Origin of the sequence: Nostoc sp. (assembly GCF_036917935.1) — a bacterium.
Classification (GTDB): Bacteria; Cyanobacteriota; Cyanobacteriia; order Cyanobacteriales; family Nostocaceae; genus Nostoc.
Window position 1 is genome coordinate 152854 of record NZ_JBALEL010000037.1, and the last position, 16656, is coordinate 169509.

At 40.9% G+C, this 16656-nt stretch carries 13 protein-coding genes; 5 read left to right on the plus strand and 8 right to left on the minus strand.

Annotation, left to right across the window (positions count from 1 at the left end; all coding sequences use genetic code 11):
* Positions 1 to 13 precede the first annotated feature (13 nt).
* The 6 genes from V7K62_RS15775 to V7K62_RS15800 form a co-directional block, all read right to left on the minus strand.
* Entirely contained in the window at positions 14 to 226 is a 213-nt protein-coding gene (locus V7K62_RS15775) for a hypothetical protein (protein ID WP_334865474.1), read from the minus strand.
* A 1-nt stretch (position 227) separates the two neighbouring features.
* Positions 228 to 1160 carry a polysaccharide deacetylase family protein gene (locus V7K62_RS15780; RefSeq protein ID WP_334865476.1) on the minus strand — a complete coding sequence of 311 codons (933 nt, stop codon included), beginning with the start codon at positions 1158 to 1160 and terminating at the stop codon, positions 228 to 230.
* Positions 1161 to 1711: 551 nt separating this feature from the next.
* On the minus strand, positions 1712 to 1921 hold the full coding sequence (locus V7K62_RS15785; RefSeq protein WP_334866047.1) for a hypothetical protein: 210 nt from the start codon (positions 1919 to 1921) through the stop codon (positions 1712 to 1714).
* Between the two features lie 296 nt (positions 1922 to 2217).
* Positions 2218 to 2556 (minus strand): hypothetical protein, encoded by a 339-nt coding sequence (locus tag V7K62_RS15790; protein WP_334865478.1) that lies wholly within the window; start codon positions 2554 to 2556, stop codon positions 2218 to 2220.
* A 92-nt stretch (positions 2557 to 2648) separates the two neighbouring features.
* Complete coding sequence (locus V7K62_RS15795; RefSeq protein WP_334865480.1) at positions 2649 to 3014, minus strand: Lin0512 family protein; 366 nt, start codon at positions 3012 to 3014, stop codon at positions 2649 to 2651.
* Positions 3015 to 3130: 116 nt separating this feature from the next.
* Positions 3131 to 3499, minus strand: a complete 369-nt coding sequence (locus V7K62_RS15800; RefSeq protein WP_334865482.1) for a Crp/Fnr family transcriptional regulator — start codon at positions 3497 to 3499, stop codon at positions 3131 to 3133.
* 1102 nt (positions 3500 to 4601) lie between these two features.
* Between V7K62_RS15800 and V7K62_RS15805 the strand changes: the two genes are divergently transcribed.
* The 4 genes from V7K62_RS15805 to V7K62_RS15820 all read left to right on the plus strand — a co-directional run bounded on the left by V7K62_RS15805 (position 4602) and on the right by V7K62_RS15820 (position 10444).
* Positions 4602 to 4886, plus strand: a complete 285-nt coding sequence (locus V7K62_RS15805; protein WP_334865484.1) for a hypothetical protein — start codon at positions 4602 to 4604, stop codon at positions 4884 to 4886.
* Between the two features lie 130 nt (positions 4887 to 5016).
* Positions 5017 to 5454 (plus strand): hypothetical protein, encoded by a 438-nt coding sequence (locus tag V7K62_RS15810; protein WP_334865486.1) that lies wholly within the window; start codon positions 5017 to 5019, stop codon positions 5452 to 5454.
* A gap of 532 nt (positions 5455 to 5986) precedes the next feature.
* Positions 5987 to 8926 (plus strand): isoleucine--tRNA ligase, encoded by a 2940-nt coding sequence (ileS, locus tag V7K62_RS15815; RefSeq protein WP_334866015.1) that lies wholly within the window; start codon positions 5987 to 5989, stop codon positions 8924 to 8926.
* 366 nt (positions 8927 to 9292) lie between these two features.
* Positions 9293 to 10444 (plus strand): histidine decarboxylase, encoded by a 1152-nt coding sequence (locus tag V7K62_RS15820; protein ID WP_334865488.1) that lies wholly within the window; start codon positions 9293 to 9295, stop codon positions 10442 to 10444.
* 78 nt (positions 10445 to 10522) lie between these two features.
* Here the strand turns inward: V7K62_RS15820 and V7K62_RS15825 are convergent, their stop codons facing one another.
* The gene (locus V7K62_RS15825) at positions 10523 to 13906 is read right to left on the minus strand and encodes an amino acid permease (protein ID WP_334865490.1); all 3384 of its coding nucleotides are present in this window, start codon (positions 13904 to 13906) and stop codon (positions 10523 to 10525) included.
* A 595-nt stretch (positions 13907 to 14501) separates the two neighbouring features.
* A complete protein-coding gene (locus V7K62_RS15830; RefSeq protein WP_334865492.1) occupies positions 14502 to 15386 on the minus strand; it encodes a ParA family protein in 885 nt (294 codons plus the stop codon).
* A gap of 532 nt (positions 15387 to 15918) precedes the next feature.
* Between V7K62_RS15830 and V7K62_RS15835 the strand changes: the two genes are divergently transcribed.
* Positions 15919 to 16329, plus strand: a complete 411-nt coding sequence (locus V7K62_RS15835; RefSeq protein ID WP_334865494.1) for a 2TM domain-containing protein — start codon at positions 15919 to 15921, stop codon at positions 16327 to 16329.
* The last annotated feature ends 327 nt before the right edge of the window (positions 16330 to 16656 follow it).

Below are 16656 nucleotides of genomic sequence, written 5' to 3' on the forward strand. Positions count from 1 at the left end.
TGTCGCTTCGGATTTAGATATTGCGATCGCCTGACAATATCTTATATCTGTATAAGAATGGCGATCGCTTACCAATGAACATATTACCTGTAACGGAATCAGTAATAAAACCAGCCACAGCCCCAACTAGTATTATTCTCTCAACGCCCAGGTTTAACACCCCCGATTTTTCAGTCACTAATTCACCTAGTGCCGCCAAAATTAGAGGTGTAGCTGCCCGTGGCATATCACTGATGATTAAGCTGTTGGTTTGGATGTTCTTGATTTGTTACTACAGGTGGTACTGCTGTCTCTACACTTTTTTCTTGGGCTTGTATTTCCAGTAGTTGGGGAATCGTCACAAATGTATAGCCTTGGGCCTTTAAACCTGCGATCATTTCTGGTAAAGCCTTGACAGATTTGGAACGGTTGCCGCCCCCATCGTGCATCAATACAATTGCACCGGGTTTTGCATATTTCAGCACATTTTTAACCAACCCTGGAACTTGAGGCGAACGACGTTCAGCATCTCCCGACTGTTCAGACCACATCATGACAGCGTACTTCTCGTTTTTGGCATATTGGGCTAGTCCATTATTCAGAAAGCCACCAGGAGGGCGAAACAGAGTAGTTTTCTCTCCTGTAGTCTTGTAGATGATCTCTGCTGTACGATCAATTTCACTAGCCGCAGTCGCCCCATCCATTTGAAAATACCAATGGTGCCATGTATGGTTGCCAATTACGTGACCATCAGCAGCCACTTGCTTGGCAACTTTGGGAAAATATTTCACCATTTCTCCAACCATGAAGAATGTCGCCTTGATATTATTTTTCTTCAAAATTTCTAAAATCTGTTCCGTATTTTTAGGGCTGGGGCCATCATCAAAAGTTAGGGCGATGACTTTCTCATTTGCTTTCAGTTTTGCTTGATAAACAATTGTTCCTTGAAATGCCTTTGGCACTTCATTCATCTGGTCTGTTGCTAGGCTAATATTCTGTGCATCTGCACTCATCAGCTTGTTCTGACTCGCTTTCGCACTCTCGCTTTTTGGCTTTATAATTCCCAATAGATGCTCAAATCCGCTTGTAGTTAAAAGCAAACTGATACCTAAACTACTAGTACCAGTAACCAATGTAATGATTATTAGTTTCAGCAACCAAGATAATTTACGACTGGACACATTAAATCTCCTCAAATATTAGTTATTGGGCATTGGGCATTGGGCATTGGGCATTGGGCATTGGGTGAATGGCACTAAGTTAAGATACAGCCCTTGCCCTAACTGGTTCCCATCCTGGGAGGGCTGCCGCCTCCTCTTTCTTGACAAGAGGCAGCAGCCCTCTCGGAATACATTCCCAGTCTTAAGACTGGGAACGAGACTACACAAGCCTTTGGGTTTTTCTTAGTGCTATTCGGGCATTGGGTATTGGTTTCTCCCTGATTTTCCTATTACCTTATTCGTAGTCGGTTGTAAATTAATATATCTGCTGCTAAAAGAAAAAAGAATAAAATACCTGGAAACATTTCAGCTAAAGCTAAAAGATGTTCCCATTTAATCTGCACTAATTCGCCGTCTACGTACAAAAGTGCCAATTAGCAAGCTTTATAAAATAATACTCAGTGGATTTAGCCGACCAATAGAGGCAGCAATGATAGCAGTATAACCGTAACCCGAAGAAATGTTAGGGAGTAGTTGACCAATAGAGTCGAGGGCTTTGCAACTAGGGCGTGTCAATATTTAATCGCGATCGCAGTTTTTTCTGATCTTTTCATCTCGACTCTACTAAGATTTGAGGGTAGGGACTTCCACAATACCGTTAAAGCTTCTTGGTCATAGCAATAAATAAGTTGTTTCTCAATTTCTTCTATTGACGGTACTGGTATATGTTTTTGCTGCCGCAGGTCTGGGTTTCCTAGTCTAGCTGGACGGTTTGTCGCCATGACGTATCTCTAAGAGGATGTTTTAAAAGTCCTCTTGTCGGTAACAAAACGTTTTAGATCCCCCTAAATCCCCCTTAAAGAAGGGGGACTTTGAGAGAGGTTGCCCCCCTTTTTAAGGGGGGTTAGGGGGGATCAAAGTGCCTAAAATCACAACCAACTACTTTTAAAACATCCTCTAAGAACATCAATCAAGTTGTTCTTAGAGATACATCTTAGAGGTTGTTGCTTAAGTTGACACCAATAAGCAATGCTGTACCCCGACGAATAATTTGTATTCCTTTCAATGGTTCAGCCGTTTAATCTTCGTCAAGGGCTGGGAAAGCTTCTTCAAGCTGCCACAACCGATCTTTATTTTCAACGAACCAAATACGAGTTTCTGGAGTTAATTTACTCCAAATGTCTTCAACAGGGATGTGAGGAGATGCATACTGGTACTGCTGACCAAGTGATTTGAGATTGTCCGCCACATCATGGGGAATTCCAAATTGTTCCCAGTCAACTGTGATACTTCTTCCCGAAACTCCGGCTGTGGGGTCGAAAACCAATTGTGCCGATCTGACTAAATCAGCAAAGTGTTTCGGTTTTAGCTTGGTGATCTCCTGAATTTGGAGTGATTCGTTATGCTCTTGAGACATGATCGCCGCAGTGGTAAAGATTAGTGGTGTATTGAACTTACTGCCAGAGATTTTTATCCCAATATTTTTTAGTTTAGCGCAGAGCTAATCAGCTAATCATTTTCGATCAGAACTGTAACAGCAGCGATCGCAATCAACATTTCGTCATTTTTATCGTTGAGTTCGGGAATCGCCCGCCCTTGAACTATCATCCCCCCAGATTCTACTATGAGAGTTTTTCGACCAAATGGTAGTACAGCGAGTACCTCTTCTTCCCTAACTTGTTCTGGATATGGCACTGCTACCTGAACCTCTATAATCATTTCATTGGGATGATTTAAACCTGCAACTTCCCAAACACCAGGTAAAGCATTGTGAGCGATCGCATTCCGTACTGCCCTAGATGCTGCTACTGTTGGTTCTTGTCCATGCTGATCTATTCCCATCCCCATCTCGATAATCAACCGTTTACGCGCCATTACTATCTCCGGTAAATCTTGCATCTTTCACTAAAAAAGGCAGAAGCCAGAGAAGCCACTTGGAAAAAAACCGTGCTATCTATTGCACCCTCCTGCCCCCTGTCTTCTGAGGTGCTTTAAACTATATGCTGCAAGCGACTCAGACGCTCTGAGTAACTTTTCATCACCTGTAGAGCAAACATAGGTGTTTCCTGAACGGCAAAGAGAAACCCTTCCTCATCAAGGAAACCCAGTTTGCTATCTACCTTGGCAATAGCTGTGTAAGTTCTATTTTTGACTCCTACAAGTACCCCAATACCAAAAACTTCGCCCGTCTCAATGGTTTCTACAACTTTGCCATTGACTAATAAATCTACCTCTCCTTCCAGAATGCCGTACATTTCATCACCAGACTGTCCTTCTTCAAAGATGACTTGACCTGCTGAAAATACTTTAGGGTCGGATTGTTTTTGAAAGATACTGACTGTTACTACAGGACTTAACATTAGAGCAACCCCAAAATTATTTGTTTTTCAACGAAACTTTTTGATAGCTTTAGGCGAACCCAAAAAAGTATACTACTTTCTGTTGATTAACTCTCAATCTCCGCAAAATTTCTGATTAGTCTCCTAATCCCCTAGAAACCTCTAAGAAGGTTTTACTAGGCAAAACCGTCCCTCTTTGAGTCAGAGCTACGGTGTATACACAAGTCGGAAATAGCTGATTACACCAAGGTTTTATCCCACCCTAACCGGAACCTGATCAAGGCTACGGTGTACACACAAGTTATCGAATCACTGAATTACCCCACCCTAACCCTCCCCGTATGTATTGGGGAGGGAACCAGAATCTCTTGTTTCCCGACAACAGCATGAGCATCATCAGATTAATGGATACTTGTAAAGGGGAGTTGTAGGTTGGGTTAAGCGAAGCGCAACCCAACATCCTGATATATGTTGGGTTACGCAAAGCCTCCACCCAACCTACTATAGGAATCATATTTGATTTCTGAAAAAATCTCGGTAGTCTTGTAGTCAACTGTCATGGCTGTAGGTTGGGTGGAGCGGAGCGCAACCCAACATCCTGATATATGTTGGGTTACGCAAAGCCTCCACCCAACAAAAGTCTACGTCTAATGCACTATTAAAGCCTAGACAGTCCACTACGTGCATTTCAAAAATCAAATACTAGTCCTATCTCTTCACTTCTAATGCAGAAGAAAAAGCAGCGATCGCACTTTCAATATTCTCGGCTCTTTCTCCTAATATTCTGTATTATCCTCAATTTCTGAAAATGAGGGGTAAAAAGTTTTAGATCCTCCTTAAAAAGGCTACGGTGTACACGCAAGTTATTGAATTACCCCTCCCTAACCCTCCCCGATGCATTGGCTACGGCGTACACACAAGTTATCGAATCACTACCAGTCCTCGAATTACCCCACCCTAACCCTCCCCGTATGTATTGGGGAGGGAACCAGAATCTCTTCTCTTGTTTCCCCCCTTTACAAGGGGGGATTAAGGGGGGTAATTCGACTTGTGTGTACACCTTAGCTTATAAAGGGGAGCGAATTAGATGTTCTAGTTTCCCCTTTATAATGTTGATTTAGCGATGCCTGCGGCGGGCTACGCCAACGCATTTGCTGATTTAGCGATCGCATTTGCTGATTCGGCGATCGCATTTGTTGATTTAGCGATCGCATTTGCTGATTTAGCGATCGCATTTGTTGATTTAGCGTTCGCATTTGCTGATTTGGCGATCGCATTTGTTGATTTAGCGTTCGCATTTGCTGATTTGGCGATCGCATTTGTTGATTCGGCGATCGCATTTGTTGATTTAGCGTTCGCATTTGCTGATTGCACTTATTCTCAAACAACAAATCGATATGAAAAATGAGTAAAAATACAGACAAACTCGGAATTATTTCGTTTAACTTTTAATGAAATAAATCCCCAAAACTACCCATCTCAGGCAAAAGGATACTCCACTATGTTGAAAAAGGAATTCTTAAAAAAAAGGATATCTCATGTCTTTAAGAACTCGTGGTTCTGCTGCTGTTGACAAAGCCCAACTTCGTCTCGCCTTGCTTAAATCCGTTGATGAAAATCTGGATTTAGGACATGGATTAACCATTGAAGCTTACAACCACTTCGTCAACACTACCCGTGCGACGTTAGAAGCTCATAACACGCTTGTGTCTAATCTTGAAGAATCGCGTAAAACAATAATCCAGATGGATAAAGCCCTCTCGGAAATGTCTGAACGAATGCTAAGTGGAGTTGCAACTGTCTACGGCAGAAACAGTATACAGTATTCCAAAGCTGGCGGCTCTAATGGAAAAAGAAATAAACAATCTAGTTCCAAAGCTGCTCCAGTTGTAGCGGTTCTTGCCAGTCAACCGGCTCAAGCTGCAATTGCGAATGCGTCAATTAACGGTAACGGTACAACTCCTTTGCTGCAATAATCCACTGACTGCATAAATCTAGTGCCGGTGTCAAGGCTAAATTTGTGCATTAAATGTAAGTTGGGTTTCCTTACGTCTAGGACTTACGCATTGACAGACATAACCAAATGTGAGTTACCTATCGTTACAAGGCAGAGCCTTGTAATGCTCTTGTGGGAGGCTCTGCCTCCTGTCAAACACAGGAGGCAGAGCCTCCCTGTGATCACATTCCCAGGCTCTGCCTTGGAACGAGGCAGGGCAAGACTTTTATCTTAATAAGCTGGATATGCAGATGATGCTCAATTTTTAAAGTGCGTAAGTCCTTACGTCAACCCAACCTACGTTTAATCCATCTGAATTTTATAGTGGCGATGTCTACGACGGGCTACGCCTAAGAGGTTGTGGAATTCTATCTTTTATTTGCAACTTTATTAACGAAAATTCAAGGCAGGGAGAGGTTTATCGAAAGAGGTGAGTACAATAGCAAATTTCGGTTTTCATGCCATCTTCTATAATTAATAAAACCTACACACCTAATTCTAGGCATGAGACTGTGACCGAATCAGGAAGTTACAAAGATACTGTAAACCTACCCAAGACTAACTTTGATATGCGGGCAAACGCCATCAAGCGTGAGCCGGAAATCCAAAAATTTTGGGAAGAAAATAAAATTTACGATCGCCTCTTTGAAAATAACCCCGGCGAATTATTTATACTGCACGATGGGCCTCCCTACGCTAATGGCTCACTCCATATTGGTCATGCCTTAAACAAAATTCTCAAAGATATTATTAATCGCTACCAACTCCTAAAAGGTCGTAAAGTTCGCTACGTTCCGGGTTGGGATTGTCACGGATTACCGATTGAGTTAAAAGTTTTGCAGAACATGAAATCAGCAGAACGGCAAAATTTAACGCCTTTGCAACTGCGCCAAAAAGCGAAAGAATTTGGACTAGCTACGGTAAACGACCAGCGCAATAATTTTAAACGCTATGGTATTTGGGGTGATTGGGAAAACCCTTATTTAACTCTGAAGCCGGAATATGAAGCGGCTCAAATTGGCGTGTTTGGTCAGATGTTCTTAAAAGGCTACATTTATCGCGGTTTGAAGCCGGTTCACTGGAGTCCCAGTTCTAAAACCGCTTTGGCTGAAGCTGAGTTGGAATATCCTGAAGGTCACGTTTCCCGCAGTATCTATGCAGCTTTTGCAATCACAGGTTTATCCGAAGCTGTAAAACCACTGTTGGCAGAATATTTGTCAGATTTAGGTGTGGCTATCTGGACGACTACACCTTGGACAATTCCGGCGAATTTGGCTGTGGCGGTAAATGCAGATTTAAATTATGCCGTGGTGGAAGTGGAACCCCACCCCCCAACCCCCTCCCCGCAAGCTCTTAGGGGGAGTGAGGAAGTGGCTTCTCATTCTCCGTTAACTGAGGGGGTGAGGTTTCGCTATCTCATTGTTGCTGCTGATTTAGTAGAACGTTTATCTTCAACGTTGGGTGTTGAGTTAACTCTCAAAGCCACTTTCAAGGGGAATGATTTAGAACATACTACTTACCGTCATCCTCTATTTGACCGCGAAAGTCCGATTGTTGTGGGTGGTGATTACATTACTACTGAATCGGGTACGGGGTTGGTACACACAGCCCCCGGTCATGGTCAAGAAGATTACATTGTTGGTCAGCGTTACGGTTTGCCCATCCTTGCACCAGTGGATGACAATGGCAATTTTACCGAAGAAGCGGGACAATTTGCGGGGTTAAATGTGCTGGGTGATGGGAATCAGGCGGTAATTGATGCCTTAAGTGCGGCTGGTTCTTTGTTGAAAGAAGAAGCATACCCCCATAAGTATCCTTATGATTGGCGGACGAAAAAACCGACAATTTTCCGCGCGACTGAACAATGGTTTGCTTCCGTGGAAGGATTTAGAGAAGAAGCGCTAAAGGCGATCGCCACGGTAAAATGGATTCCAGCCCAAGGTGAAAATCGGATTACGCCAATGGTAGCGGAACGTTCCGATTGGTGTATCTCTCGTCAACGGGCTTGGGGTGTACCAATTCCCGTTTTCTACGACGAAGCCACGGGGGAACCACTGCTGAATGAGGAAGTTATCAACCACGCTCAAGCAATTATCGCTGAAAAAGGTTCTGATGCTTGGTGGGAACTTTCAGTTGAGGAATTATTACCCGAATCCTATCGCCAAAACGGTAAGTCTTACCGCAGAGGTACAGACACAATGGATGTATGGTTTGATTCTGGCTCATCTTGGGCAGCTGTCGTCCTACAGCGTCCAGAGTTACGCTACCCTGCTGATATATATTTGGAAGGTTCCGACCAACATCGCGGTTGGTTTCAATCCAGCTTGCTCACCAGCGTAGCGGTAAATGACATTGCGCCATACAAAACTGTACTAACTCACGGCTTCGCTTTGGACGAACAAGGGCGGAAGATGAGTAAGTCAGAAGGAAATGTGGTCGATCCAAATACAATCATTGAAGGCGGGAAAAATCAAAAGGTAGAACCGGCTTACGGTGCTGATGTATTGCGATTGTGGGTATCATCGGTAGACTACTCCGGCGATGTCCGCATTGGGAAAAACATCATTAAGCAGATGAATGATGTTAGAGGTAAGATTCGCAATACGGCGCGGTTTTTGTTGGGTAGCTTGGATGATTTTGACCCGGAAAAAGATGCAGTCCCCTTTGAGGAATTGCCAGAACTTGACCGTTATATGCTGCACCGCATCACCGAAGTATTTGAGGAAGTCACCGCAGCCTTTGAGAGTTTCCAATTCTTCCGCTTTTTTCAAACAGTGCAGAATTTCTGCGTGGTGGATTTATCCAACTTTTATTTAGATGTGGCCAAAGATAGGCTGTACATCAGTGCAAAGGATGCTTTCCGCCGTCGCAGTTGTCAAACGGTGCTGAAGATAGCTTTAGATAATTTAGCACGAGCGATCGCACCAGTGTTATGCCACACCGCCGAAGATATCTGGCAATATCTCCCTTACAAAACACCTTACAAATCAGTGTTTGAGGCTGGTTGGGTGCAGGTTGAGGAAAAATGGCGTAATCCTGAGTTAGCGGAATTTTGGTCAGCGCTGCGACAACTCCGCACTGATGTTAATAAAGTGTTGGAACAAGCCAGGATAGAAAAACTCATTGGTTCTTCCCTGGAAGCGAAAGCTTTGATTCATATCCCTGACAAAAAGTTAGGCGATGCTATCAAAGCCTTTAACCCTGTTAAAGGTAATGGGATTGACGAACTGCGGTATTTATTGCTGACTTCCCAGGTGGAATTATTAGATTCTGCTCAAGGGTTGCAAGGATTAAAATATACGGCGCAGACGGAAGACTGGGGAATTGGTGTAGTGAATGCAGAAGGGCAAAAATGCGATCGCTGTTGGAACTACTCCACTCGTATGGGAGAATCAGCAGAACATCCCTTAATTTGCGATCGCTGTGTTGCAGCCTTAGCTGGAGAATTCTAGTAAATATACGTTAATTCGACGAACTTCTCCCTATTTTTAACTAAATTTCAAGTCTTTCCCTCTCCAAATCGGAGAGGGAAATTTTTACGTAGTAAAACCAGGAAGAGGTCTTTTGAGTCAGCGCTTGAAATAGATATTTTACGTAATACACATTATAGTTATTTTGTACAGTGCGTAAGTCCTAGATTAATATAATTTTGAACAAAAAAATCTAGTATTTTTACTGAAGATAGCTACGTATTTTAACTGTATCTTCTTTAAGGAAAGGGGAACTGCTAGATTGTTAAGAAAACATAAAAGTATGGATTAATACGTAGATTTTAGACTAAAACATCCATTAACTCAAAATTCAAGAGAGAAAAAGATATGTCAGATACAGTTGCTAAAGAATTGGCAGATTTTTTGCTGCAAATAGAACAGCGATCGCAGTTTCATGCAGGTTATCCATATAATTTAAGTTGTGATTACAGTGCGATCGCAAAATTTTTCAATTGGATGTTAAACAATGCTGGAGATCCTTATATTGAGCCAGATTTTGGTCTTCATTCTCGTAAATTTGAGCAGGAAGTATTATCTTTTTTTGCTCACCTCTATAAGATTCCAGAAAATCAGTTTTGGGGTTATGTTACTGCTGGCGGAACTGAAGGTAATTTATATGGAATATTCTTAGCAAGAGAAATCTACCCTAATGGGATTATTTACTCATCAGAAGACTCTCATTACTCCATACCCAAAGCAGCAAAATTATTCCGCATCCAACATAATATTGTTAATTCCCAAATGAATGGAGAGATGAATTATGAGCATTTTGAACAACTAATTAGCGAAAATCGCAATTCTCCAGCGATCATAAATTTAAATATTGGCACTACTGTCAAAGGTGCGATTGATAATTTAGACAAAGTTCTAGAAATTTTAGATCGCAATCAGATAAAAGATTACTACATTCATTGTGATGCTGCGCTTTCAGGATTAATATTACCGTTTTTAGATGGCGCTCCACAAGTTAACTTTCAAAAACCCATAGATAGTATAGCTATTTCTGCTAAATTCATTGGTTCTCCCTTGCCTTGTGGTGTTGTTTTAACTAAGAAAAAATGGGTAGAAAAAGTTGAAACAGCAATTGAATATATTGGTTCATCAGATACAACAATTCTGGGATCTAGAAACGGTCACACCCCTCTGATTCTCTGGTATGCAATACAAACGAGAGGTTATGATGGATTAGCTAGAGAAGCAAAAACCTGTATTGATAATGCCCAATATCTTTTCCAACAGCTTAAAATCAGAGAATATCCATGTATGCTCAATAAATTTTCCAATACCGTAGTGTTTCAAAAACCTTCTCAAAAATTAATTAAAAAGTGGCAGTTAGCGATTTTTGAAAATTGGGTACATATTGTAGTTATGCAAAATATTGATCGGCAGAAAATCGATACTTTTGTTAACGAACTTTTGTTAGAAGAAGGGTTAATTAATAACCTAGAGAATTTCCAGCGACAGCCAGCACTACACTAATAATAAATAGATTTTCAAGTAAAATTAATCACCCAGTTTAACAAGGTGTTTCTCTAAACAGAATTTTCTCCCAAGATTTTATCTCTTTAAAAAGTTTTTGCCGTACAAGTTAGCAGCAAGTAATATTTCTACTTCTGCACCTTCCATAGGTGGTAAGAAAAAATATCCTTGTCCATAATCACATTGTAAAGCCTTTAATTGTGCTAATTGCTCTACAGTTTCTATGCCTTCTGCTGTTACAGCCATATTTAAATTATGGGCTAATGTCACGATCGCTCGAATAATTTCTAAATTTTCTCCTCGACTACCTATACTGGTGACAAAAGAGCGGTCAATCTTAAGTGTTTTAATTGGTAGGCGATGCAGATAACTCAAGGATGAATAACCAGTACCAAAATCATCCATGTGCATCTCGACATTCAGCGCTGTTAATTGAGAAAGCACAGTGGTAGCCAATTCAAAATTATCCATCAACAAGGTTTCAGTAATCTCCAATTTCAAATAGCATGGCTCCAATCCAGTTTGCTGCAAAATATGTTTAACCTCTTTAAACACATCAGGTTGCGTGATTTGTCTACCAGAAAAATTTACGCTAATTGTCAGAGGTATTGAGGTAGGAAATTGTTTATGCCATGCCTGCATTTGGTAACAGGCTTCATAAAGCACCCATTGCCCGATACTAACAATCATTCCAGTTTCCTCGGCCAGGGGAATAAAATCTTGAGGGGAAATAAGTCCTCGTTCTGGATGATACCAACGTAACAGTGCCTCAAATCCAACAATTTTGCCAGTTGTCAGTGAAACAATTGGCTGGTAATCAAGGCGAAATTCTTCTTGCTTGAGCAACGCATGACGTAAAGCAGTTTCTAACTCCAAGAGCAAAGCTGCACCCTCGTGCATCTTTGGATCAAAAACCTCATAACGTGCCTTGCCAAGTGATTTGGCACAATACATTGCCACATCAGCATCGCGTAGAATCTGCGCTGCTTGCTCATAATCTGCTCTACTTAAAGCGATGCCAATACTAACATTAGTAAACACCCGATGCTCATTTAATTGAAATGGCGAAGCTAGCACCTTTTTAATTCGCTCGGCTACCTGTATAGCGCTGCTGATATCCTCAATTTCTTCAATTAAGATTGTGAACTCGTCTCCGCCAAAACGGGCAACTATGTCTCCAACTCGCAGAACTGACTTTAGCCGATGAGAAATTGCAATCAAAAGTTGATTTCCTAGTAGATGTCCAAGGCTGTCATTAACAACTTTAAAGCGGTCTACGTCTAAGAAGAGTACAGCAAATAAATAATTATTTTGCTGTTTAGTCTGTTCTATTGCCTGCTGCACCCGCTCCATAAACAATCGTTGGTTAGGTAATCCAGTTAGCCCATCATGAAGGCTATTATGCAGCAGTTGTTCTTGTGCTTCTTCACGCTTGATAATGTCTTGTTGAAGTTGTTGATTAACTCTAATAAGTTCAATAGTGCGTTCTAGCACCAACTGCTCAAGCTGATAACGGTACTGGACTAATTCTTCCTCTGCTAGCTTCCGCTTAGTGATGTCACGTACAATAACGACATACTCCCGTAACAAAGAATTAAAAGGCTGTGAAATCGTCGATTCCACAATTCGTAAACCTTGGTTAATTTTCAGGGTTTGCTCACTCCTAATAGACCATTGCTGCGGTTTGCCACGATAGCATATTAGAAGTTGATTCAAGTTTTGCCCAAGCAACTCCTGAACACTTGTTTGAAATAATTCTTCAGCAGCAACATTTGTCTGAGAAATTATACCATCTTCATCTAATACTAAAACAGTATCTGGAACGGTATCGAGAGTAGTGATAAATAGGTTTCTTGCTTGTTTGCGGGCTTCATCAATAGCAATGATTTGTGGTAAAGTTGTCCAGCAAGCGATCGTAACCCCTGTAAAAGAAAGCGTCACTAGTAGAATCGCTAGTAAAGAATTTTGAGGATTATTAGAAAGTCTATCTAAAAAATCGCGAACAACCCAACTGATTGTAGCAGTAATACAAATTAATGATACTAAAACAGTTACTTGTAGTACTACAAAGTCTGGGTTATTTCGACTAGACCTAGTGTCGTAACGCTGTGTCCACCAGTTCGGGTGTAATGGCGCAAATCTTAAGCCACGTAGCGCTATATCTCCTGTTATCAGAATAATGGGTAATAATAATCCCACTAAGAAATCTCTCCAATTCCAAGCTAAACCTCCCACTATTAGAACTAGCGCTTCTATCAAGAAAAAACCAAGAGACCACCAAGGCCATAACACCTGTGGTTTGCCACGACACATCCATAATCCGAGATGTAGCCCCATAATGGACATGAGATAACAGGTACCTGCTACTGTCACAAGTTGAGATACATTTCCCAAATTCAGACAAAGCAAACTGAGTAGAAAGGTAACTAAAATAGCAGGGACAAGAACACCTTGAGGGGAAACTAATGAAAATATGGGAGAAATCTGTCTATCTAAGGCAAGTTGGTATAATATCCGAGGAGAGTTAGAAACTGCCGTAGCAGAACTTAGAATGCAAGATATAGTAATCAGAAGTGTTACTAGAAAAGAGGCAGATTCACCCCAAAAAGGCTTAGAAGCCGCTACCAGATTTAAGAATGTATCATCACCTATTGTGGGATTTGGAGCAGAACACATTAATACCCAAGAACCACCTAAAAACACCGGAGGAATTAACCAAGCAGCTACGGTTAAGAACTTTAAAGTTTTATATGGGTGGCGACTATCAGCAACAAAAGAAGAAGTGGTTTCACAAGCATAAATTGAATAGCTAGCTAGAAAAAACCACTTTGCCCATTCTTCAAAGCTCAGGCTATGTGTACTAGTTGGGAGAAATTTCAAACTAGCAGATGAGAAGGCTAACCATACTACGCCTTGAACACAAAACAATAACAGTAATAAAATCGCTGGGAATACAAAAAATAAATGCAGGAGCGCTAAAGCACGGGTGCCACTGAACGCTAAAATAAAAGGAATCGCTGTAAATAAAACTTTTAAGAAAGTTTCTGGACAAGAAATACCTAGTGTTTCAAAATTGACTTTAATTAGGTTGGTGAGAATAATCGCATACAGTGCTGGTGCTGCTGCCCAGCTAAAAAAATATCCTAAGGCAACGTAACGACCTAAGCCAGGAAAGTTTTTTAATAGCCTTGTGGTATAGTTTGGTGTTCCTCCAGCGACATCTGGCCAATGTCTACCTAGACTTTGTACCTGCAAGTTAAGTAAAAAGGAAATAATTGTGCCAAAAAACCAAACTAAGATAGCTTTCGGCCCTAACGCTGCATGAATGATGGGGGCAGTACCAATCCATCCAACATGACCTGTTAATCCAAAGCCCCAGGTTTCGAGATAACTCAGAGTCCGTGGTAGGCGCATTAGCAAGTGCTGATTGTTCTCTGCCCGCGCAGAATCGTTACTAACCATTGTTTCCTAGTGAGTTTCTTAGTGAGATTTACTGACCTTTTCACTCAATAGCTGAATCTCACTGATTCTAGCCTCCGTATAACTGCTGAACTTTAGGAAAAAACAACTTAGTTGTTACTGAATTTTGGATTTTAGATTTTACATTGACCCCATACCTAAAGAGTTTTTCTTAGAGGATGTTTTAAAAGTGTTCGGCTGTAATTTTAGGCACTTCTAGATCCCCCCTAACCCCCCTTTTTAAGGGGGGAACCGGAATCAAGGTACCCCTTAAAAAGGGGGATTTAGGAGGATCTAAAACGTTTTGCTACCGACCAGAGAACTTTTAAAACATCATCTTAAATAGAGAATTTTAAATTTGAGATTTGATATTTATTCCACGTAACTTGTTTCTCAGCGAGTAAGTATAGATTATCTTCCTTCAGACCTTTATAAAAATTGAAATGTTCAGATTTACGACCTACTTCATAGACATCTGGTGAAATTAATTATTCATTGTCTGAAACTCTTGTAAAGACGTAGCACTGCTACGTCTTTACATTCATATCTCTAATTTAATAACTCAGAAATCATGTTGTTCATCAATGATTAAGTAGGGCTATAGCTTTTGCAACAACTCCTGAGTTAACTGAAAGAACGCTTTTGAACCTGCTGATTGGGGAGAAATTAAAACAGCTGGCATAAAACTATCAACAGCCTTAGCAACATTGACATCAACGGGGATTTGTACTTTACAAATTTTTTCGACACCGAAATCTTCTACAACGCGGTGCATTACTTGTTTATAGTATCTGCCAGTGAGAAGGTTAGCGCTGGACATACTAAATACAATTCCCAGCATTTTTATATTTATCTTGGTTTCATGTCCGTGACTGTCTTTTAATTGGGCAATCCGTCTTTCTAACAGTTGAATACCGACTACAGATAATGGTTCTGGTTTAGCAGGAAGTATGTAGAAATCGCTGGCAGCTAAAGCACTACGAGTCAATAAATTATAGCCAGGGGCACAATCGAGAAGGATAAAATCATATTCTTGACGTACTGGTTTTAAAATGTTGTTAATCAAAACTCTTTCAAAGCGATTCCAAATCGCTTCAAAGTCCTGTTCGCCCAAAGCAGTTGCTTGTTTATGCAGCATTTCTGAAACAACAAATTCATCATACAAATCAATATCTCCCGGTAATAAATCTAGTCCGGGAAGATTACAAACCTGGGATTGAACAATATCCTGAATTGTAAGTTTTGCTTGTGGGTCTGGATTGATAACTTCGTCTATCAGATACCTAAATGTCTTACTTTGTTTACGACGTTTGGCAAAATCTAAAGGCGACATCAAACTTAGTGTGGCGCTAATTTGGCTGTCTAAATCAAGGACAAGCACCCGCTTGCCATGATTTTTAGCTAAACAGGTAGCTAAGTTGACGGTGAGGGTGGTTTTACCAACGCCACCTTTCATATTGGCAGTAGCAATTACATATCCCATTGATTGAGTCCTCTATTGACGCATTCCCATCTACTGGTCTGTCAAGAAATAATTGAGGGGTGCGGATTGTTTGTAGTTTGTACTTTAGCGCTAACTACGAACCGATCAAATTAAACTTGACAGACTACTAGGTAGCGTACACCCCTGCTGATATCTTAAATCTTCCATTAAATTTAATATTTTCGGAAATTCAAAGAGTGATTTCAGCGATGTTTACTCGATTGAGGCAGCAATATGTAGTGGGATCTTTACCTGGAATCGAGCTACCAGACTCCTGTAGCCCATAATGCATCTCTTTGCTAATAATGTTTGGCTTAATGCCGTAACAGCGATCGCTCTCATCAAAGCAATTATAGAGGTATTGACAAATACAGTAGCCCTAAATTAATTGTGAGAAAATAATAGTGTTGTGAATATCACTAAGTATTGGGTGCAAAATGTGGATGCATTTGCTAACTGAATTGAACGAAGCCGATCGATAATTTCGTGAAATAAAAGGCGCATTTACACACAAACTTATAAGGTAATTAAAATGACTTACGATTCAGAAGATGTGCAACAAATCCTGCAAAAAGCACTCACTCGTAAACACAAAGGTGAATTTTCACGAGAACAGCTTTTAGAAATGGCATCTGAGTTAGGTATTTCTTCTAATATGTTGGAAACAGTTGAAAAAAAGTGGTTAGCTCAACAAGAAGAGGAACGTTTACGACACACATTTAATACTTTCCGACGCAGAGCCTTTTGGACACACTTTGTTTCTTTCCTGGCGGTGAATTTATTCCTCATTCTCTTAAATTTAATCACTAGTCCTAGTTATTTTTGGGCTATTTTCCCAGTATTAGGATGGGGGTTAGGACTATTTTTTCATTGGTGGAGTGTTTATCAGAGTAAATCAGAGGATTACGAGATAGCTTTTCAGAAATGGCGTACACAAATTTAACTTCTCCTTTACCAATAAATCCCGGATGTTCAGCCAGCGCTGTTGTTCAAATTTGTGCCTCCTTCTAGATAAAATCTTCCCGTGAACTCCTCACACTCACCGCAAGCGGTGAGTGTGAGCTTTATAATTTATCGGAAACCGCCTCTGACATCGCGGAAATAGGTAAATTTGGGCAACCTTAAACTTGAGGGGTTCTATAACCACTTTCTTTGATCTTTGTGCTTGCCAATTTGCCAAAATAGAGCTGTAGGCTAGAATAACTACGCTTTAAGAAGCTTGATTGCCTACACTCAGGAGCAAGGGTCGGCTGGTTAATAAGATAAGAGG

What these genes read in the sequence shown, in the direction of transcription:
- V7K62_RS15775 (WP_334865474.1), bottom strand. Translation starts at nt 226, where the DNA reads ATGCCACGGGCAGCTACACCTCTAATTTTGGCGGCACTAGGTGAATTA.
- V7K62_RS15785 (WP_334866047.1), bottom strand. Translation starts at nt 1,921, where the DNA reads ATGGCGACAAACCGTCCAGCTAGACTAGGAAACCCAGACCTGCGGCAG.
- V7K62_RS15790 (WP_334865478.1), bottom strand. Translation starts at nt 2,556, where the DNA reads ATGTCTCAAGAGCATAACGAATCACTCCAAATTCAGGAGATCACCAAG.
- V7K62_RS15795 (WP_334865480.1), bottom strand. Translation starts at nt 3,014, where the DNA reads ATGGCGCGTAAACGGTTGATTATCGAGATGGGGATGGGAATAGATCAG.
- V7K62_RS15800 (WP_334865482.1), bottom strand. Translation starts at nt 3,499, where the DNA reads ATGTTAAGTCCTGTAGTAACAGTCAGTATCTTTCAAAAACAATCCGAC.
- V7K62_RS15805 (WP_334865484.1), top strand. Translation starts at nt 4,602, where the DNA reads ATGCCTGCGGCGGGCTACGCCAACGCATTTGCTGATTTAGCGATCGCA.
- V7K62_RS15810 (WP_334865486.1), top strand. Translation starts at nt 5,017, where the DNA reads ATGTCTTTAAGAACTCGTGGTTCTGCTGCTGTTGACAAAGCCCAACTT.
- V7K62_RS15820 (WP_334865488.1), top strand. Translation starts at nt 9,293, where the DNA reads ATGTCAGATACAGTTGCTAAAGAATTGGCAGATTTTTTGCTGCAAATA.
- V7K62_RS15825 (WP_334865490.1), bottom strand. Translation starts at nt 13,906, where the DNA reads ATGGTTAGTAACGATTCTGCGCGGGCAGAGAACAATCAGCACTTGCTA.
- V7K62_RS15830 (WP_334865492.1), bottom strand. Translation starts at nt 15,386, where the DNA reads ATGGGATATGTAATTGCTACTGCCAATATGAAAGGTGGCGTTGGTAAA.
- V7K62_RS15835 (WP_334865494.1), top strand. Translation starts at nt 15,919, where the DNA reads ATGACTTACGATTCAGAAGATGTGCAACAAATCCTGCAAAAAGCACTC.